The organism is Enterobacter sp. E12, from assembly GCF_014596715.2.
GTDB classification, from domain to species: domain Bacteria; phylum Pseudomonadota; class Gammaproteobacteria; order Enterobacterales; family Enterobacteriaceae; genus Enterobacter; species Enterobacter bugandensis.
Window position 1 is genome coordinate 108,075 of sequence record NZ_CP115601.1, and the last position, 18,106, is coordinate 126,180.

The window sequence follows — 18,106 nt, forward strand, 5'->3', positions numbered from 1 at the left end:
TTTTAATCCAGTAATTTTTGATAAAGCGAAATAAGCTGACTTGACAGTTTTTCGGGGGTGGCGTCTTTTACCCGTTCACGTGCCGCTTGCCCCATCGTGTTATTTTTTCCCAGAGAAGGAGTGGCTGCAATTGCCTCCTTCAATGTGTTGATATCCAGGGCGTCACAATAAAATCCGTTCTGGCCTTGCTGAATAAATTCAGCGCCTCCGCAACTCTCTGAAGTAATGACGGGCAAGCCGCAGGCCATCGCTTCAAGAATGACGTTTGGAAAGGGATCATACAGCGTTGGCAACAGTAAACCATCGGATAGCTGATAAAAAGGCAGCGTTTCTTTCTGCATCCCCAGGAAACGGATTTGCCCTTCGCAGCCCAATGAACGGGCGAGGTCACGATAACGATGTTCTGCTTTATCCTGTCCAACCACAATCAGCCAGGCTGAAGTTCCTGCGATAGCGCGTATGGCGCTGGCCAATCCTTTTCGTTCAAAACCCGATCCTACAAAACAGAACACCACGGCATCGGCTGGCAAACCAAATTGCTGACGCAGCGCGGCACGCTGTGCTTCCTGGGCTGGAACGAAGCGGCTGGAATCAATTGAATTATAAATCACATGTATCTTTTTTGCGTCAATATCAAAGTCTTCAACGATTTCGCGTTTGATCATTTCCGCATTACAGATAACCGCTTTCAGCTCTGGCGCCTGGTACATTTCACGCTCGGCGTGCATCACGTAGCGGTGATAGCGGTCGACCATCAGCATTTTCGCGCGCCAGGCGGGCAGGATGCGCGCACGCTGTAGCAGCCAGCGGCGATGAACGCCATCGCCAGCGCGGTAGATATCACAGCCCGGAATCCGCTCGTGGCTTTGCACAATATCAAACTGCTGTTGCTGCCACAGCGCGCGGGCAGCATGGGCAAACCCGCGTTCGCGGCTAATTCGGCCCCATTTGCGCGGGTCGCAAATATGGATATGCCAGTCGTCCTGTCTCTCGCCCTGCCATTCACGCGTAATGACGTTGAGTTCAAGATTCTGATTGCTCAGCGCGGTGAGCGCACGTGAAACGAAGCGCTCCGCTCCGCCATCAGGGCGATACTTTTGGCGAACAATCGCCAGACGATGGTGTTTCATGACAAATATCTCCTTGCAGCGGAGACGACAGCATCAACAGGAATGGCGTCGAGATAGCGTTCTTTCGTTTTGGTATCAATAGCGTCGGGATCGGGAAGGGGACCGTAGTCGCCAGCCCAGATGACTTCACCGTTGACTTGCCATGGAGACCAAAACGTCAGTTTGGAAGGGCCAAACAGCGCCACGCAGGGCGTCTGCAGCGCGGCGGCCATATGCATCGGAACGGAGTCAACGCCAATAAAAAGACACGCGTGGTCGATGAGTGAGGCCAGCTGGCGCAACGTTAGCTGTCCCGCCAGCGAGACGACCCCCGTTTTCGGTGAGGCGGCGAGTATGCGATCTATCATCGCCAGCTCTTTTTTATCCGGCCCGGCCGTGAGTACAACGGTATGCCCATCCTGCTGCAGCGCGGTGATGGTTTGCGCCATTTTGCTTTCATCCCAGCATTTGAAGAACCAGCGTGATGTCGGCTGAATGACGATGTAGTTATCGCCCACTCCTTTTTGCACCAGCTGCTGGTGGGCGTGGTGCCAGTCTTCTGCACTGTAGGCCATGGTAACAGCTGGCTCAGGCGCGACCTGTAATGGTGACAGAATGGAGAGATTTTGTTCGACAGTGTGCAGGGATTTGTGATTTGCAACAGAGACTAAATCGCTATGACAGAAACGCCAGAATGGATTGTTGCGTTTGTTAAAGGCGAATCCGAGGCGAACCGGCGCACCGGTGAAACGGGTGACGATAGCGCTACGCCACTGATCGGCAAGATTTATCACCAGATTATAATGTTGCTTTCGTAACTCGCAGAGCAGCTGCCACTCCTTTTGAAGGTGCTTTAGCGTGCCCAGTTGCTTCCATTTACGATCGATTCCATAAATAGTGCCAATCGTCGGGTGCGCGGCGAGCATATCGCGCGTTTCTTCATACAACAGCACGTCAATTTGCGCTTGTGGCCATTTTTGACGTAATGAATCAATGACGGGGGTGGTCAATAACATATCGCCATGATGGCGGAGTTTGATCAGTAGAATGCGCAAATCAGGCGTGTCAGGTAAGTTATTCATCATCATCTTATCGGCGTTGTACTGTTGGCAATTCTAATAGACCTGGTAGCGACTTGCACTCTTTCTCCATAATCTCAGGAATTTCCCAGGGAGGCTTTACTCAGGCTTTGGTGAGTGCGTAACATAGCGCTAACTTCCCTGTCATGCGGACTCATTATGAAAAAACCAGCGTTTATCATCACGATTGATACTGAGGGCGATAATCTCTGGCAGAATCACCGCGTCATTAAAACGGAAAATGCGCGCTATCTGGCCCGGTTCCAGGCCCTTTGTGAGCGTTTTGGTTTTAAGCCCGTATGGCTGACAAACTACGAGATGGCAATCGAGCCCGTTTTCATTGAATTCGCCAGGGACGCGATCGCTCGCGGTCAGGGGGAGGTGGGAATGCACCTTCACGCATGGAATAGCCCACCTGAGCACGATCTCACGGGAGATGACTGGCGCTGGCAACCGTATCTGATTGAATTTTCAGACGAGGTGATGCGTGAGAAAGTGCTGTTCATGACCCGTCTGCTGGAAGAGACATTCCAGACCAAAATGCTGAGCCACCGCGCCGGGCGTTGGGCATTTGATAGCCGCTATGCAAAATTGCTCGTTGAACTGGGCTACCAGGTTGATTGCTCCGTGACGCCACGCGTGAACTGGCGCAATGCGAAAGGTGCTCCGCAGGGCAATGGTGGAACGGATTATCAGCATTTCCCCGACCACGCCTATTTTATGGATTTAGATACTATTTCCCGGGCGGGAAATAGCCCCTTACTCGAAGTGCCGATGAGCATTCAGTATAAACATCCGACCTGGTTGAACACGATCAAACAGGGATACGATCGGCTTCGCGGTAAATATCGCTCGCCTTCCGTGAACTGGCTACGACCGACCGGTGGCAATGCGTCGCAGATGATTCAGGTCGCGCAGCAATGCCTGTCGCAGGGACAGGATTATGTGGAGTTTATGCTTCACTCGTCTGAATTTATGCCAGGCGGAAGTCCGACCTTTAAAGATGAGGCGGCGATTGAAGGGTTATATCAGGATTTAGAAGCGCTTTTTAGCTGGCTATCCGATAAGACGGTGGGGATGACGCTGGCGGAGTTTTATCAATACAAGAAAAAATAATGCCCGGCTGGCGGGCATTATCTCTTAGTGATGTTGTCTGGTTTGCGAGAAGGGAGTACTCAATGCAAACAGAGTAACAAAGAATATTAGGGCTTCTGAGCTCAATAAAATGACGTCCGTCAGGCCATAGAGTAATAAGAGAAGCATCGTTGTCAGCAGCAGGCCATTTCGGTTTTTAAGCGCGTAAGCGATCATCGAAACGAAGAAAAAGAGTAATATCGCCAGACCCGGAAGCCCCTGCAGAGAGTATTTTTCGATAAATTCATTGTGCAGATGTATCCTGATATACTCGAGTGCGGATACGAGGTGCGGGTGCCCCTCTTGAACATAATGCTGTGACCATACCTCGCGATCTTCGATTGACTGTCCCAGTGGGTGGGCCAGACCGTTCTGAAGACCCACTGTCCACATGGAAAAACGCGCCCCGAGTGACGTGGCGTCGATGCCTTGTTGGTAGATTGCAAATTCCCTCTGCGTTTGATCTATCTTAGGCGAGATCAACGGTTTGTAGCTAACGATAATAATGCCCGCCACAACACATAAGAAAATCAGCATTGATTTAAGGTGAATTCTTCTGAAATGGTAAAGGGTCAGCACAATCGCCATAAGCAAATACAGCCCCATGGCAGCACGCGTCCCTGTCAAAAGAATAACGAACCAGGAAATTAATACGGTGAGACCCGCTACAACATACAATTTTCTGTTTTTCTGAAGATAAAGACTGTATATCAGCGCCAGCGACAGTACAGAGTATACATAGGCTGACACGGTCGCACGATTTATGGCCATCTCGATACGCCCCATTCCCTGGCAGGCCTGCCATAAGCCATATCCCGTGGCGAGGACAAACCCTGTACCTGCCGCGTACAGGAAGTACTTCTGGAAAGCGCTTTTATCGACGTAAGTTTTAAACCGATCAAGATAAAAAACGAGAATGCTCGCTAATATCAGTTTCTTACTGGCACCCAGATAATCGCTGTAAGCGTTTAAACCTTCGCTATGGTATTCGTACACCATATACCAGACAAGATTGAGTAGCCCAATCAGCAATATGGGGAGCGCGATTGAAAAGGGGCGCAGGGTGATTTTTTTATATTCGCAAGCTAAGCCGATAATGCTGGCATAAACCGCAATATAGAAAAATTCGCGTTGTTTACCTGAGCTCAGCAGCGCCAGTGCAAACGAAATGAGGCTCAAAATCAGCGTCAGCTGATAGAGCCGCAGTTTTACTTTTTCCATAATGCCTCAATGACCCTTTTTTTGTAGCTGAAACGTACATCTCTGGAGAAGAAAAAAGAGAAAGAATAAAGTGCGTTTACCCGCGCCTTAACCTGTTTGAGCTGCAGGTCGGTCAGATATTGTCGGTGATTACTGTAAATATCAAACCAGTGGCAATTAATAAGCTGCTTAAATGATTGCGGGAATGTATTTTCCATCTGTAGTGTACATTCAATCAGCGTGGCGATTTTGCTGGCGTCAAGACGGCTCGACAAACTGTCGCTGCGTTTGATGTAATAGTAGTGTCCCTGGCGCTGATAGAATATTTTGTGCGATTGCATCAGCATGCCGGGAAATACCGCGAAATCTTCATAGCAGACCATAGACGGGATCGGGTTGCTTGCATACAGCTTGCGGTGGATGAATTGCCCGATCAGATGCGCCTGAAAATCTTTGTGCTGCAGGAAACGCTTTATTGCATCATTTTGCGATAATGAGACGGGCGTGAATCCCTGCCAGGCGGAGGTGATTTTCCGCATATCGCGTATTTCCAGCAGGCGCGTCAGCAACATATCAGGACGCTCTGCTTTCAGGAAGGCGATGGCATCCCGGATGCTACCCGGCTTTAACAGATCGTCGCTATCAAGCATCGTGATGTAATCGCCTGACGCCAGCGAGACTGCGCTGTTTCGAACATGCCCTACGTTACGGTACTCAACGTATTGGCATTGCGCATGCGGAAGCTTTGGCAACCACGCCTCAATAATATCCTGCGTGGAATCGTTGGAACTGTCATTAATGATAATAACTTCTACATCATCGCCTGCATTCTCAATCGCGTTTTGCAGACTTTCCAGCGTGGCGTGAAGCGTGTTTTCGGCATTATGTGCGGCAATAATGATGCTGAGAAAAGCCATAGTAATTAGTTCCCCTGAGCATCAAAGGCAGATTTCGCTGTTGGTAGCCCGCAAATGAAATGTTTGAGTTCGTCCAGCGATTCATCTGTTACCGCGAAGAGTTCTTCCCGGCCTTGCGGGAAATAATAGCGAGTTTCAAAAACATACGAGCAAATATTATCATCGTTGCCAATCAGCAACACGTTGCCAAGCGGGCGCTGCTCGTAGTGACAGCACGGACCGAACAGTAAGACGACCGGCACGCCAACCGCATCGGCGATGTAGACATTCCCCGAGTCGGAGGCGATATAACAATCCATTTTAGAAATTGCCCACGGAAGCTCTTCAAGCGAGATCTTGCCAATCAGATTAATAAAGTTGGGCAGTTCACCGTAAGCGCGGGTGATGTCATCCATCCAGGACTGTTCATTTGGGGCGCCAAAGACATAAAACTCGCAGGGCAGGTCGGCGAGACGATCGGCAATTTGCTTCCAGATGACAGGCGGAACGGTTTTGGCTTTATTCCCGGCGGCGATACTGATGCCAATGCGGACCGCGCCGGGTTTATCAAGGATCGCCGGATAAGTCGCGGGTTTAAACAGTGGCTTTGTGGCGTGCTTTGGAGAGTCTTGCCAGGTCAGAGCGCGGTCGGCCAGCTTAAGATAGTCAGTGACTGTTAACGTTTTTCTACCGTGGTCAACCGTACCATCGGCCGTTGAATAGAAAATCCCGTGATACCACCTGCGCGTGTAAGTGCTTAAAAATTGCTTGTTTTTGGCGTTACAAACGGAGGCGAAAAAAAGATTCACGCTGTTAGGCTGCAGAAGGTAGACGTTGTCATAGCGGTTCATGATCCTGCAGGCGAAACAGAGCTTACGCCACAGGTTACGCTTATGCTGCTCAATAAAATAAATCTCTTCGACCGTCTCGTCGTGCTTCGCCAGCGCACCCACGCTGCGGCTGATGAGTACGTCGCTTTTTTGCAGCCAGGCCAGAAGAGGCGTTGCATTAACAAAATCACCGATTTTGGCTGTCTGAATGACCAGGTTTTTCCCTGTCTCTTTGCGCAACAGCTTCCGGATAAGCTTCACCGGAAAGAGTAAAATCAGCAGAAATACGTAACTCATGGGTTAAATATCCCTGTTGGAAAGCCAACGGCTGCCCTGTAAAAATGAAAAAATCGCATCTGCGCTGATATCCTTCGTTTGCTGAGTCGGGCTGACCATCTGATGCTGGTTTTTGCCATAGCCCCCGATCAGGCCGGGATCGGTCGGGCCAAAAAGGGTGATATTTGGGCGATCCAGCGCCGCGGTTAAATGGCTTAAACCCGTATCCACGGAAACAACGGCGTTAGCGCCTGCCAGCTCTGCGGCAACCTGCGCCAGCGTGAGTTTGGGTAACACCTCGACGTGGGAAAAGCCTGCTGCCAGACGCGCCGCACGCTGCCGCTCATGCTCAGCGCCCCACGGGAGTTTAATATGGATACCGGAGGGTTGCATTAGTTCAATCAGCCTTCGCCAGTGCGTTTCCGGCCAGTGCTTATCGTCGCGCGTTGTGGCATGCAGAAAGACAAGATAAGGCTGAGCACAGGGATCTGTATTGCGCAAAAAGTGCTGCGCAATGGCGTAGTCGCCCTGCGCTTCCGGTTTCGCATAGCCGAGGCTTTTCGCAAACAGCTCGCGGGTGCGTTCTACGGCGTGCTGCTGCTTTGCGATGTGGTGGCGGCGGTTATAGAACAGACTCGCCAGCGGTTCGCGGGCGGTGTGCCAGTCCATGCCGTGCTTTACGCCGTGCGCCAGACGCGTGACCAGCGCCGCGCTTTTCACCAGCCCTTGCGCGTCGATAATCGCGTCGTAACGCTGCGCCTGCACCGTTTCACGGAAGGCTTTACGCTCGGCTTTAATCGGCGCGGAGAACCACGCTTTGCGCCAGCGGCGAATCGCGACCGGGATCACGCGGTCAACCGCTTCATGCCAGGTGGGGATCTGCGCGAAGCCTTCTTCTACCACCCAGTCAAAACGGATGCCGGGGATGGCCCGCATCGCGTCCGTCAGCGACGGTAGCGTATGCAGCACATCGCCCATTGAGGAGGTTTTAACGATCAATACCCGCATCCGTTATCCTTCTTCGCTCAACAGCAGTTCGTTGAGCTCTTCGAGAACGCGCTCTGGGGTAATGTCGATCAGGCTCTGATGGTAACCTTCAGCGGCATCGCCTTTGCGTACCTTGTGGTAGCCGGTGATCAAACGGATTACGCGCGCTTTGTGCGACAGCGGCGGCGTGAAGTCCGGGCTGCTTGGGCCATACAGCGCAACCAGCGGACGATCCAGCGCGGCGGCGACGTGCATCAGGCCAGAGTCATTGCTGACCACGGCCTTACAGGCGGCAATCAGGATAACGGCCTGCTCAAGCTGCGTTTCTCCAGCCAGGTTGCGGCACCAGGCCTGCTGTTCATTACTGAGTGTGGCGAGAATTTCGTTGCCCGCCTCGTGATCCTTCGCCGAGCCAAACAGCACAATCTGGTAGCCTTCGTCGATCAGCTGTTTCGCCAGTTCGGCGTAGTGGTAGTGCGGCCAGCGTTTTGCCGGGCCAAATTCTGCGCCGGGGCAGAAGCCAATCAACGGGCGTTCAGACGAAAGACCAAACGCGCTGCAGGTCTGGGACTTCTCGCCGTCGTGCACCTGAAGCTGCGGCCACAGCAGCGGCTGCGGCAGGTCTTTCGCGCTGCGCATCACCCCTTTGTCGTAGGCCAGCGCCACGTAGCGCTCCACCATCAGCGGCCAGGCCGCTTTATCCAGCACCCGCGCGTCGTTCAGCAGACCGTAGCGCATTTCGCCGCGCCAGCCGGTACGGTGCGGAATGCCCGCAAAGAAAGGTACGAGGGCGGATTTAAAGGAGTTTGGCAGCACGTACGCACGGTCATAGCGCTTCTCGCGCAGGCTATGACCGAGCTTGCGGCGTTCGCCGATTTCCAGCGCCCCGTGGCCGAGCGGCATCGGGATCGCCTCGTTTACTTCCGGCATACGCGATAACAGCGGACGGCACCATGCGGGTGCCATCACGTCGATTATCGCCTGGGGATAACGCGCCTTGAGCGTGCGATAGAGACTTTGCGACATCATCATGTCGCCCACCCATGACGGGCCGATCACCAGAATCTTCATACTTATGCGTCGCGGTTCAGCCAGGCCATATATTCCGTTACGCCTTCGGCAACGGTCTTGAACGGCTTGTCATAACCCGCTGCGCGCAGGTTGGTCAGGTCGGCCTGCGTGAACGCCTGGTAACGGCCCTTCAGCTTGTCCGGGAACGGAATGTACTCGATGCTGCCTTTCTTATGATATGCCAGCGTCGCGTCTGCCACCGCCTGGAAGGATTCCGCGCGGCCCGTGCCCAGGTTGAAAATGCCGGAGACGCCGTTTTCCAGGAACCACAGGTTAACGGCCGCCACGTCGCCTACGTAGACGAAGTCACGCTTGAAGCCGTCGCTGCCTTCGAACAGTTTTGGACTTTCACCGTTATTCAGCTGGGTGTTCAGGTGGAACGCCACGCTCGCCATGCTGCCTTTGTGGCCTTCGCGCGGCCCGTAAACGTTGAAGTAGCGGAAGCCGACAATCTGCGAGTTCGCTTCCGGCAGGATCTGACGCACGTACTCGTCAAACAGGAACTTGGAGTAGCCGTAGACGTTCAGCGGCTGCTCGTATTCGCGGGATTCAATGAAGTCCGAGGTGCGCCCGCCGTAGGTTGCCGCGGAAGAGGCATACAGGAACGGAATTTCACGCTCCAGGCAGTAGTGCAGGATCTCTTTAGAGTACTGATAGTTGTTATCCATCATGTACTTGCCGTCCCACTCGGTGGTGGAAGAGCACGCACCTTCGTGGAAGATGGCTTCGATCTCGCCGAACTCTTCACCCGCCATAATCTGGATAAGGAAGTCTTCTTTATCCATGTAGTCAGCGATGTTCAGATCCACCAGGTTAACGAACTTGGTGCCGTCTTTCAGGTTGTCCACCACCAGAATGTCGGTGATGCCCTTATCATTGAGGGCCTTGATAATGTTGCTGCCGATAAAGCCCGCGCCGCCGGTAACGATGATCATAACTGTAACCTTTGAAGTGTTGAGCCCGGGGACAATCCCGGACGCTAATATTCATATCATATCATCACAATGCCCGGTCTTCAGCCATTCACCGATATGCAGCAGGGGTACACGTGATTTATGCTGCAAAAACGAGAAGAGATACGGCGTCATCTCGTCATGAACTATAGGTTTGGGTAATATGTGCCAAAATTTGCCGAGTCTGGAGAATTGCAATGCGTGGTGATTTTTACAAACAGTTAAACAGCGACCTCGACACCGCACGTGCGGAAGGGTTGTTCAAAGAAGAGCGTATTATCACGTCTGCCCAGCAGGCGGATATCACCGTTGCCGACGGCAGCCATGTGATCAACTTTTGCGCGAACAACTACTTAGGTCTTGCGAATCACCCTGAGCTGATTGCCGCCGCGAAAAACGGCATGGACACCCACGGCTTCGGCATGGCCTCCGTGCGCTTCATCTGCGGTACCCAGGATAGCCACAAGCAGCTTGAGCAAAAGCTGGCAAACTTCCTCGGAATGGAAGACGCGATTCTGTACTCCTCCTGCTTCGACGCCAACGGCGGTCTGTTTGAAACCCTGCTCGGCGCAGAAGATGCGATTATCTCCGACGCCCTGAACCACGCCTCCATCATCGACGGTGTTCGCCTGTGTAAAGCGAAGCGTTTCCGCTACGCCAACAACGACATGGTTGAGCTGGAAGCGCGGCTGAAAGAGGCCCGTGAAGCGGGGGCTCGCCACGTGCTGATCGCCACCGACGGCGTGTTCTCCATGGACGGCGTGATCGCCAACCTGAAGGGCGTGTGCGACCTGGCGGATAAATACGACGCGCTGGTGATGGTCGATGACTCCCACGCGGTCGGTTTTGTCGGTGAAAACGGCCGCGGCTCCCATGAATACTGTGACGTGATGGGCCGCGTGGACATCATCACCGGTACCCTGGGCAAAGCGCTCGGCGGCGCGTCCGGCGGTTATACCGCTGCGCGTAAAGAGGTGGTTGAGTGGCTGCGTCAGCGCTCCCGTCCGTACCTGTTCTCCAACTCCCTGGCACCGGCCATTGTGGCCGCCTCCATCAAAGTGCTGGAGATGGTTGAGTCCGGCGCCGAGCTGCGCGACCGCCTGTGGGCAAACGCCCGTCTGTTCCGCGAAAAAATGAGCGCCGCAGGGTTCACCCTGGCCGGCGCTGACCACGCGATCATTCCGGTGATGCTGGGCGACGCAGTTGTGGCGCAGCAGTTTGCCCGTGAGCTGCAGAAAGAAGGGATTTACGTCACCGGGTTCTTCTTCCCGGTGGTACCAAAAGGTCAGGCGCGTATCCGCACCCAGATGTCTGCGGCGCATTCGCCTGAACAAATTGAGCGTGCGGTGGAAGCCTTTACCCGCATCGGCAAACAGCTGGGCGTAATTGCCTGAGGACGTGTGATGAAAGCGTTATCCAAACTGAAAGCGGAAGAAGGGATTTGGATGACCGACGTGCCGGAGCCGGAAGTCGGTCATAACGATCTGCTGATCAAAATTCGTAAAACCGCCATCTGCGGTACTGACGTTCACATCTACAACTGGGATCAGTGGTCGCAAAAAACCATTCCTGTCCCAATGGTTGTCGGTCACGAATATGTTGGTGAAGTGGTCGGCATCGGCCAGGAAGTCAAAGGCTTTAGCATTGGCGATCGCGTCTCTGGTGAAGGCCATATTACCTGCGGTCACTGCCGTAACTGTCGCGGTGGCCGTACGCACCTGTGCCGCAACACCGTCGGCGTGGGCGTAAACCGTCCGGGCTGCTTCGCGGAATACCTGGTGATCCCGGCGTTTAACGCCTTCAAAATCCCGGACAATATCTCTGACGATTTGGCCTCTATCTTCGACCCGTTCGGCAACGCGGTACACACCGCGCTCTCCTTCGACCTGGTAGGTGAAGACGTGCTGGTTTCCGGCGCCGGCCCAATCGGCATTATGGCCGCAGCCGTGGCGAAGCACGTGGGCGCGCGTAACGTGGTGATCACCGACGTGAACGAATACCGTCTGTCGCTGGCGCGCAAAATGGGCGTCACCCGCGCAGTGGATGTCTCGAAAGAGAGCCTGACCGACGTGATGGAAGAGTTGGGTATGACCGAAGGCTTTGACGTAGGCCTGGAGATGTCCGGCGCGCCGCCGGCGTTCCGCACCATGCTGGACACCATGAACCACGGTGGCCGTATCGCGATGCTGGGCATTCCGCCGTCAGATATGTCCATCGACTGGAACAAAGTCATCTTCAAAGGGCTGTTCATCAAAGGCATCTATGGCCGCGAGATGTTCGAAACCTGGTACAAGATGGCAGCGCTGATCCAGTCCGGCCTGGATCTGTCCCCGATTATCACTCACCGTTTCTCCATCGATGAGTTCCAGCAGGGCTTCGACGCGATGCGTTCCGGCCAGTCAGGGAAAGTGATCCTGAGCTGGGATAAGTAAACAAAAAGGGGCCTCAGGCCCCTTTTTTACTGATTCTTTTTCTCTTCGTCCGTCAGGTAGCGCACCTTGCGGGTATAGTCCTGCCCTTTGAACAGCAATTTGTTATCCGGCGATTCCAGATACTTCTGCCATTCGGAAAGCGGGAAACCCCCGTGCGCGCCAATCACCTCTTTCGGCACAACGGCTTCCTGACCGCCGATCTTCTTGGAGACCGGCCAGTTCATCCAGTCGCCCAGGTTAACCGTTTTAACATCCAGCATGTCCAGCAGCGCAGCGAGCGGCAGCTGATCGGTCGGCGGCTGCGTGTCGTCCATCAGCTCCCAGGTATCCTGGAACAGCGTCAGCCACAGCGGGCAAATGCGACGCCAGGTCTTTTTGGTTGCGGCAAGAAACGCGCCGTTAACGTGATCGACCAGATACGGGCGCACCGTTTCTTTGTAATAGGCCGGCACTTTTTCTGCGGGGGCGCCGTCCAGCTTGGCAATCATTTTGCCCTGACGGAAGCTGGAGTAGATGTGCATATCGGCCATGTTGATCTGGGGCATCTTGAGCAGGTTGAGATCGGAGTCGATCATCAATACGCCTTCTCCGCGCGCCTGAAGCGGAGCGTTAAGCTTCACCAGACGGCTGAGGTAGATTTGCTTATAGCGGTACCCCTCTTCACGTTTTGGCAGCGTGAGGGTCACAACGCGGGTTTTTGGCGGCAGCTCGCCGAAAGCGGATTCAGGCTGATCGCTGACGATAACAATCTCGCTGACGTCGGTGGCGTAACGCTCTGCAAAGGTCGCTGATAATAACGCCTCTTCGACGAAATCCGCGCCCGTACAAGGGATCACGATGGAATCAACCGCAACGAGATCGCGCGTGACCGGAAGGGAAGCGTACGGAATGTTATGACGCCCGGTAATGTGGCGGTAGCGAGCATTCAGGAATTTAAACATGTTCTTCTCGTTTGGTTATTGCGCGCCAAGAACGGCCTCGACACCGTTAACATAGCTTTCAATGGCATACACGTTGCAGACATTCTGGTGCGCGGCTGCGGCGAGCCGGGCGCGCAGAGCAGGATCCTGCCAGATATTATCCAGATGTTGAGCAAGTTGCGACACATCGCTCCACGGGAACAGCAGCCCGGTCGACTCATGGTCGATCAATTCTGCCGTGCCGGTTACCTTTGAGCCAATCACCGGAATATTCAGCAGCATTGCCTCCAGCACGACGCGGGGCAAACCTTCGCTCTTCGAAGCCAGAATAAACGCGTCAAAGGTGGCGAGATAGTCAAAAGGCGTGTTCTGGAAACCGGTAAAAATGATGTGCTCAGCAATCCCCAGCGCGTCAGCCTGCGCCGTCAGCGCGCCGCGTTCAGCCCCTTCACCGACCAGCACCATCTTCCATTTTGCCTGCGGGTGCTTCTGGTTGAACTGGGCCAGCGCCTCCAGAGTATGGTGGTTGGACTTGCGAGGGATAAGCGACCCAATGCTGCCGAACACAAAGGTGTCGTCATCAATGTTCAGACGCTGGCGCATGGCGCGTCGGTCGGGTAAAGGCTGGTGGATGTCGATGGCGTTGTTGACCGTGGTACACAGCTCGGGCCGGACGCCATGCTGAAGAAGCACGCGTTCAACGCCGTGCGAGACGGCGATGATTTTTGTGGCGTGGGCATTCACCAGCTTCACCAGCGGCGGGGTCAGCACCGGTTCAATCCGGCAATGCTGAATTATCCGCGCATGCAGGTTCGCGCCCGCCAGATAACCCTCTTCGTTAGAGCCCGGCTGATTGTTCATGTACAGCGTATCGAAACCGCCTTCCCTGAAAATTGTCTCGATCTTGCTGACGTTGGGCCGGATGCGCCAGAGCGTATCAATATGTCGGGTAAATGCCTTGCGGGCGCTGCGCGAGAAAAATAGCAGGCTGCGGCCCAGCTCTTTCGCAACCTTCGCCCATCCGGGCTGCTTTTGCTGCGGAATGACAATTAACGGGATGCCAATGCCGTTCAACACCTGGCCGATGGTTTGTCCTTCGGCCCGGCTGTAATCACTGTAAAAACAACAGGTAATATCGAACTTCTCGCGGTTAATCCGCTTCAGAAGCTCGAGCATGCTGTTGGTGCCTCCTCCCCACTCTTTACCGGTATCGAGGAGCAGAATTTTGTGTCGCTGTGGCATCTTTCTACCTTAATCGCCTGTCACTGGGATTGGTTCGCTGAGACTTTTTTACCCCATCCCTGCCACTGGTGCTGGAAGTACTGCACCAGCGTACTCTGGCCCACGCTTTCGCTGATGACCGCAAAGAAGCGGGTTGCATGCACCGGCTCGAGCGGCTTTTTCAGCGCGCAGTTCTTCACGCCGCGGAACGGATTACGCGGCTGCGTTGCCGGAGGTTGAGCGCTTTCCGGACGAGACGTGTCAACCTGCGGTTCATTGAGCAGATCGCTCGGGCGTACCAGCGTGATATCGGCGGGTAAGGTCGGCAGCATTTGCTGCAAAACGCGAACGGTAGACGGATGCGGGTGCCCGATGGCAATCGCCGAACCGTTACGGCGCGCAAGCGCTACCGCGCGGTTGAACTGCACGCGGATATCCGCTTCGTTCTGGGAGTCGTCCAGGAAGACTTTGCGCTTGATGACCTTCACCCCCGTACCCTGAGCGGCACGCATCGCCTGGCTGTTGCCAATGGTCATGCTGTCGAGGAAATAGAGATTGTAACGCTCCAGCGCCTGCATCACTTTCAGCATACCGTACAGGCTGGAGGTCATCGCGCTACCCATATGGTTGTTCAGACCCACGGCATACGGCACCTTGTTGTAGGCGTCGCGGATGATGCGTTCGATCTCATCGCTGCTCATATCCGGGCGCAGGGTGTCTTTTTCCAGCGGCTGCTTGCTGAGCGGTGCCATCGGAAGATGGATGAGGACCTGGTGGCCGCTATTGTGCGCTTTGGTCGCCATTTCATGCGCGTGAGGCGCATTCGGCAGGACGGCGACGGAGATGGCTGATGGCATCGCCAGCACCTGATTTTCATAGTGTGGTCGATAACCGAAGTCATCAATCACGATGGCGAGTTTACCTGCATATACCGGTGCAGCCAGCGCCAGTGCGCTGACGACGGAGAGAACCATTCGACGAAATTGAAGCAAAACTTATCTTCCCAACCACGGCTGTGGATTGACCGCCTGACCCTGACGACGAATTTCGAAATAGAGTGACGGGCGGCCCTGACCGCCACTGCTGCCCACAAGGGCGATGGGTTGGCCGGCGCGCACCTGGGTGCCGACGCTGACCAGCGCGCTCTGGTTGTAGCCGTAAAGACTCATGTCGCCTTTACCATGCTCGACCACCACCACCAGCCCGTAACCCTGCAGCCAGTCGGCCAGGATCACGCGGCCATCGGCGATAGCTTTCACTTCGCTACCTTCAGACGCACCGATAACGATCCCTTTCCAACGTAGCTCACCCTGCAGCTGTTCGCCATAGCGATGCAGAATAGTGCCGCGAACGGGCCAGTAGGCCTGACCGCGCGGGGAACCCAGACCGCCGGTACGCGACATCAGGGAGCGTTCGCTTTCGCTTGGCTTGTAGGTGGTCCCTTTGCGGGAGGCTTCCTGCTGCTTGTCGCGAACCGCCTGCGCCTCGCGGGCCTCTTTTTCGGCGCGCGCCTTCGCTGCGGCTTCCGCACGGGCAATGCTGTTACGCAGTTTTGATTCGTTGGCGCGCATTTCGCTCAGCTGGCTCTGTCCTGCCTGAATGGAGGACTCAAGACCCGACAGCGTTTTCTTGCGTTCGTTACGGGCCTGCTCAAGTTTCGCCTGCTGCGCTTTTTGTTCGTAGAGCAACGTCTGCTGCTGGCTCTGCTTCTCTTCCAGCTCCGCTTTTTGGGTGGAAACCTCTTCACGCGTCTGCTTCAGCTGTGCAATGGTCTCCTGACGCGCCTGGTTCAGATATCCGAAATAGGCCTGCAGACGCTGGCCGCGCTGGCTCTCTTCACCGCTGAGGATCAGCTGGAGTCCGGTATGTTCACCCTGGCGGAATGCGGCATCCAGCTGTGCTGCGAGGTTGCGCTCCTGCGCATCACGCTGGCGCTCCAGTTTGGCAATCGACGCATTCATCTCGTCGATCTGTTTGTTCAACTGGGTGAGGGTGTTTTGCGTTTCACGGAGTTTACGTGCGGCAGCGGAGATGGCCTCTTCCTGCTGCTTAAGCTGGGCGAGAAGGGTGGCGCGCTGCTGTTGCTGCTGGCGTACCGCACGCTCTTTGGCGGCGATATCGGCCTGAATGGATTTCAGCTGGTCGCGGTCATCCGCGTGGGCGGATGCGGCGCACAGCAATACGCCAGCGCTGAGTGCGCTGGCGCAAAGCAGAGGTCTGACTGATAGCCTAAGCGGCTTCACGACCCATGTGATTGAAAAAATCGCCTTTCCCCTCATGGGGAGCGATTATTCCACGATGAACAGCGGCTTACCAGTCATCTCTTCAGGGATCGGCATACCCATCAGCGACAACATGGTTGGCGCGATGTCGGAAAGCTTACCGCCTTCTACTGCTTTCACTGATTTATCACCCACATAAATCAGCGGAACAGGGAGGTTGGTATGGGCGGTATGCGCCTGACCGGTTGCCGGGTCACGCATCTGCTCGGCGTTACCGTGGTCAGCGGTGATCAGCAGCTGGCCGCCAACGGACTCAACCGCTTTCGCAACCTGCTCAACGCAGTGGTCCAGCGCTTCAACCGCCTTCACTGCCGCTTCCATTACGCCGGTATGGCCGACCATGTCGCCGTTCGGGTAGTTACAGATGATGGTGTCGTACTTGCCGCTTTCGATGGCCGCGACCAGTTTTTCAGTCAATTCCGCAGAGCTCATCTCTGGCTGCAGATCGTAAGTCGCAACTTTCGGCGAGTTGATCAGAATGCGCTCTTCGCCTTTGAACGGCTCTTCAACGCCGCCGTTAAAGAAGAAGGTCACGTGCGCATACTTCTCAGTTTCGGAGATACGCAGCTGGGTTTTGTCGTTCTTCGCCATCCACTCACCGAAGGTGTTAGCCAGCGAGGCTGGTGGGTAAGCGCAAGGGGCGTTGATATCTGCCGCGTATTCGGTCAGCTGGATGAAGTCGATGTTCACCACTTTTTTACGGGCGAAACCGTCGAAGTCGCTGTTGACGAACGCACGGGTGATTTCGCGCGCGCGGTCAGCGCGGAAGTTCATGAAGATCAGCGCGTCGCCATCTTCCATTGCGGCATCGGCCTGGCCTTCGGCGCGAATCACGGACGCTTTTACGAATTCATCGTTTTCATCACGCGCATAAGCGGCTTCCAGCGCTTCAACCGCAGTCGGGAAATGGAATTCCCCTTTTGCCAGAGTCATCAGGTCATAGGCCTGTTCAACGCGATCCCAGCGGTTGTCGCGGTCCATAGCGTAGTAACGGCCAATGATGGAGGCCACGCGGCCTTTGCCCAGCGCAGCGAATTTGTCTTCGAAAGCTTTCAGGGACCCTTCTGCGCTGCGCGGTGGCGTGTCTCGACCGTCCAGGAAGGCGTGCAGGTAGATTTTTTCCGCACCGCGTTCAGCGGCCAGTTCAACCATCGCCATGATGTGATCTTCGTGGCTGTGCACGCCGCCTGCGGAGAGCAGACCCATGATGTGCACCGCTTTACCTGCCGCAACAGCTTTATCTACCGCACCGCAGAGAACCGGGTTAGCGAAGAAGGTGCGCTCTTTGATTTCGACGTCCAGACGGGTCAGATCCTGATACACGATACGACCCGCGCCGAGGTTAACGTGGCCAACTTCGGAGTTGCCCATCTGGCGATCCGGCAGGCCCACTTCCAGACCGGATGCGTCAATCAGGGTATGCGGACGTTTTGCCCACAGTGCATCCATGACCGGGGTTTTTGCGTTGAAAATAGCGTTATCCTGGCTATCTTCACGGTAGCCATAGCCATCCAGAATCACCAGTACCATAGGTTTTTTAGAAACCGACATTGCAACAACCTCATGCTCAAGAGTCAAAATTTGCGTAATTTTACTACAGCTGAATCGATCAAATAGCCGCAGAAGATCAAAGAAAACGCGGGGGCAAGATGCTGACCGGACCATTTTGAGGCATTTTTTTAGGTGGCATGCCGCAGAAAATGGATTAGGTTATGG

Annotated in this window: 16 protein-coding genes; 3 read left to right on the top strand and 13 right to left on the bottom strand. The window is 54.8% G+C overall.

Going from position 1 to position 18,106, the window contains the following annotated elements; translation table 11 throughout:
- Nucleotides 1–2 precede the first annotated feature (2 nt).
- Nucleotides 3–1,130, bottom strand: a complete 1,128-nt coding sequence (locus IB212_RS00565) for a glycosyltransferase family 4 protein (RefSeq protein ID WP_041911666.1) — start codon at nucleotides 1,128–1,130, stop codon at nucleotides 3–5.
- Nucleotides 1,127–2,197 (bottom strand): putative lipopolysaccharide heptosyltransferase III, encoded by a 1,071-nt coding sequence (gene rfaQ, locus IB212_RS00570; protein ID WP_188245830.1) that lies wholly within the window; start codon nucleotides 2,195–2,197, stop codon nucleotides 1,127–1,129. The genes IB212_RS00565 and rfaQ overlap by 4 nt, the downstream gene beginning before the upstream one ends.
- A 150-nt stretch (nucleotides 2,198–2,347) precedes the next feature.
- Between rfaQ and IB212_RS00575 the strand changes: the two genes are divergently transcribed.
- Nucleotides 2,348–3,304, top strand: coding sequence for a polysaccharide deacetylase family protein (locus IB212_RS00575; RefSeq protein ID WP_041911664.1), 957 nt, complete (start codon nucleotides 2,348–2,350; stop codon nucleotides 3,302–3,304).
- 24 nt (nucleotides 3,305–3,328) lie between these two features.
- Here IB212_RS00575 and IB212_RS00580 read toward each other — a convergent pair whose 3' ends face one another.
- The 6 genes from IB212_RS00580 to rfaD are packed head-to-tail and all read right to left on the bottom strand — an operon-like array spanning nucleotide 3,329 to nucleotide 9,517.
- Nucleotides 3,329–4,543, bottom strand: coding sequence for an O-antigen ligase (locus IB212_RS00580; RefSeq protein WP_041911663.1), 1,215 nt, complete (start codon nucleotides 4,541–4,543; stop codon nucleotides 3,329–3,331).
- Nucleotides 4,531–5,439 (bottom strand): glycosyltransferase family 2 protein, encoded by a 909-nt coding sequence (locus IB212_RS00585; protein WP_041911662.1) that lies wholly within the window; start codon nucleotides 5,437–5,439, stop codon nucleotides 4,531–4,533. Before IB212_RS00585 ends, IB212_RS00580 begins: the two co-directional genes overlap by 13 nt.
- Before the next feature lie 5 nt (nucleotides 5,440–5,444).
- Nucleotides 5,445–6,545: a glycosyltransferase family 9 protein gene (locus tag IB212_RS00590; RefSeq protein ID WP_041911661.1), complete on the bottom strand. Its 1,101-nt coding sequence runs from the start codon at nucleotides 6,543–6,545 to the stop codon at nucleotides 5,445–5,447.
- 3 nt (nucleotides 6,546–6,548) lie between these two features.
- Complete coding sequence (gene rfaC / locus IB212_RS00595) at nucleotides 6,549–7,532, bottom strand: lipopolysaccharide heptosyltransferase RfaC (protein WP_047366919.1); 984 nt, start codon at nucleotides 7,530–7,532, stop codon at nucleotides 6,549–6,551.
- A gap of 3 nt (nucleotides 7,533–7,535) precedes the next feature.
- Complete coding sequence (gene rfaF / locus IB212_RS00600) at nucleotides 7,536–8,582, bottom strand: ADP-heptose--LPS heptosyltransferase RfaF (protein ID WP_048958489.1); 1,047 nt, start codon at nucleotides 8,580–8,582, stop codon at nucleotides 7,536–7,538.
- Between the two features lie 2 nt (nucleotides 8,583–8,584).
- Entirely contained in the window at nucleotides 8,585–9,517 is a 933-nt protein-coding gene (rfaD, locus tag IB212_RS00605; RefSeq protein WP_041911658.1) for an ADP-glyceromanno-heptose 6-epimerase, read from the bottom strand.
- Between the two features lie 215 nt (nucleotides 9,518–9,732).
- On the opposite strand from rfaD, the gene kbl reads away from it, so the two are divergent.
- Entirely contained in the window at nucleotides 9,733–10,929 is a 1,197-nt protein-coding gene (kbl, locus tag IB212_RS00610) for a glycine C-acetyltransferase (RefSeq protein ID WP_045260056.1), read from the top strand.
- A 9-nt stretch (nucleotides 10,930–10,938) separates the two neighbouring features.
- Nucleotides 10,939–11,967, top strand: a complete 1,029-nt coding sequence (tdh, locus tag IB212_RS00615; RefSeq protein ID WP_006812404.1) for an L-threonine 3-dehydrogenase — start codon at nucleotides 10,939–10,941, stop codon at nucleotides 11,965–11,967.
- 26 nt (nucleotides 11,968–11,993) lie between these two features.
- Here the strand turns inward: tdh and IB212_RS00620 are convergent, their stop codons facing one another.
- The 5 genes from IB212_RS00620 to gpmM are packed head-to-tail and all read right to left on the bottom strand — an operon-like array spanning nucleotide 11,994 to nucleotide 17,941.
- Nucleotides 11,994–12,908: a hypothetical protein gene (locus IB212_RS00620; RefSeq protein WP_045260055.1), complete on the bottom strand. Its 915-nt coding sequence runs from the start codon at nucleotides 12,906–12,908 to the stop codon at nucleotides 11,994–11,996.
- A gap of 15 nt (nucleotides 12,909–12,923) precedes the next feature.
- Complete coding sequence (locus IB212_RS00625) at nucleotides 12,924–14,129, bottom strand: glycosyltransferase (protein ID WP_041911655.1); 1,206 nt, start codon at nucleotides 14,127–14,129, stop codon at nucleotides 12,924–12,926.
- A 20-nt stretch (nucleotides 14,130–14,149) separates the two neighbouring features.
- Nucleotides 14,150–15,100 (bottom strand): divergent polysaccharide deacetylase family protein, encoded by a 951-nt coding sequence (locus IB212_RS00630; RefSeq protein ID WP_047363321.1) that lies wholly within the window; start codon nucleotides 15,098–15,100, stop codon nucleotides 14,150–14,152.
- 3 nt (nucleotides 15,101–15,103) lie between these two features.
- Nucleotides 15,104–16,363: a murein hydrolase activator EnvC gene (gene envC, locus IB212_RS00635; RefSeq protein ID WP_231940812.1), complete on the bottom strand. Its 1,260-nt coding sequence runs from the start codon at nucleotides 16,361–16,363 to the stop codon at nucleotides 15,104–15,106.
- 33 nt (nucleotides 16,364–16,396) lie between these two features.
- Nucleotides 16,397–17,941: a 2,3-bisphosphoglycerate-independent phosphoglycerate mutase gene (gene gpmM, locus IB212_RS00640; RefSeq protein ID WP_188245829.1), complete on the bottom strand. Its 1,545-nt coding sequence runs from the start codon at nucleotides 17,939–17,941 to the stop codon at nucleotides 16,397–16,399.
- Nucleotides 17,942–18,106 lie beyond the last annotated feature (165 nt).

Coding starts and splice junctions, on each gene's coding strand:
- IB212_RS00565 (WP_041911666.1), bottom strand. CDS start 1,130: ATGAAACACCATCGTCTGGCGATTGTTCGCCAAAAGTATCGCCCTGAT.
- rfaQ (WP_188245830.1), bottom strand. CDS start 2,197: ATGATGATGAATAACTTACCTGACACGCCTGATTTGCGCATTCTACTG.
- IB212_RS00575 (WP_041911664.1), top strand. CDS start 2,348: ATGAAAAAACCAGCGTTTATCATCACGATTGATACTGAGGGCGATAAT.
- IB212_RS00580 (WP_041911663.1), bottom strand. CDS start 4,543: ATGGAAAAAGTAAAACTGCGGCTCTATCAGCTGACGCTGATTTTGAGC.
- IB212_RS00585 (WP_041911662.1), bottom strand. CDS start 5,439: ATGGCTTTTCTCAGCATCATTATTGCCGCACATAATGCCGAAAACACG.
- IB212_RS00590 (WP_041911661.1), bottom strand. CDS start 6,545: ATGAGTTACGTATTTCTGCTGATTTTACTCTTTCCGGTGAAGCTTATC.
- rfaC (WP_047366919.1), bottom strand. CDS start 7,532: ATGCGGGTATTGATCGTTAAAACCTCCTCAATGGGCGATGTGCTGCAT.
- rfaF (WP_048958489.1), bottom strand. CDS start 8,582: ATGAAGATTCTGGTGATCGGCCCGTCATGGGTGGGCGACATGATGATG.
- rfaD (WP_041911658.1), bottom strand. CDS start 9,517: ATGATCATCGTTACCGGCGGCGCGGGCTTTATCGGCAGCAACATTATC.
- kbl (WP_045260056.1), top strand. CDS start 9,733: ATGCGTGGTGATTTTTACAAACAGTTAAACAGCGACCTCGACACCGCA.
- tdh (WP_006812404.1), top strand. CDS start 10,939: ATGAAAGCGTTATCCAAACTGAAAGCGGAAGAAGGGATTTGGATGACC.
- IB212_RS00620 (WP_045260055.1), bottom strand. CDS start 12,908: ATGTTTAAATTCCTGAATGCTCGCTACCGCCACATTACCGGGCGTCAT.
- IB212_RS00625 (WP_041911655.1), bottom strand. CDS start 14,129: ATGCCACAGCGACACAAAATTCTGCTCCTCGATACCGGTAAAGAGTGG.
- gpmM (WP_188245829.1), bottom strand. CDS start 17,941: ATGTCGGTTTCTAAAAAACCTATGGTACTGGTGATTCTGGATGGCTAT.